The sequence below is a fragment of the Aeromicrobium sp. PFPM2_SD2 genome (genome assembly GCF_057364525.1).
The window spans coordinates 1-646 of sequence record NZ_JBNFNZ010000762.1; the positions used below are offsets into that span (position 1 = coordinate 1).

1 protein-coding gene is annotated in these 646 nt (G+C 76.6%); it reads right to left on the reverse strand.

The features are described from left to right. A partial coding sequence (locus AC2W7G_RS17955; RefSeq protein ID WP_485869628.1) for an FAD-binding oxidoreductase occupies nt 1-574 on the reverse strand: 574 nt, incomplete at its 3' end. Nucleotides 575-646 lie beyond the last annotated feature (72 nt).

The following is a 646-nucleotide window of genomic DNA, read 5'->3' on the forward strand; positions in this document are numbered from 1 at the left end:
GGGCGGCCCGGTCGGCCAGCTCGGCCGGGTCGTCACCGGCGATCTCGACGTAGAGGTAGCCGCCGCCCTCGGGCATGTCGGGCACGGCGGAGGGGCCCTTGGCCGCGCGGTAGACCTGCACGATGCGCGCCCCGAGGCCCTCGCAGGCCACGGGCTCGAACGGCAGCAGGCTCGGCACGTCGTCCGCGGCCTCGGCCATCGTCGGGTAGGCCAGCAGCACCATGTGCCGGTGCGCCGGCTCGCGGACGAGGTCGATGGTGGCGCCGAGGAAGACGCCGAGCGTGCCCTCGGTGCCGGCCATGAACGACGCGACGTCGAACCCGCGCTCGGGCAGCAGGTGCTCCAGGCTGTAGCCCGAGACCTGGCGGCCGAAGCGGCCCAGCTCGGTGCGGACCGTGCCGAGGCCGGCGGCCACGACCTGCTCGAGCCGGTCGAGCGTCGGCGACGCGGTGCGCTCCCCGCGGCGCAGCGCCAGTCGCTCCCCCGCCGCCGTCAGCACGTCCAGGCCCGCGACGTTGTCGGACGCGCGCCCGTAGCCGAGCGCGCGGTTGCCGCAGGCGTTGTTGGCGATCATCCCGGCACGGTGCACCGGGTGTGCGTCGACGGGTCCGGCCCGTAGCGCAGGCCGTGCGGGGGCGGCGGCCCC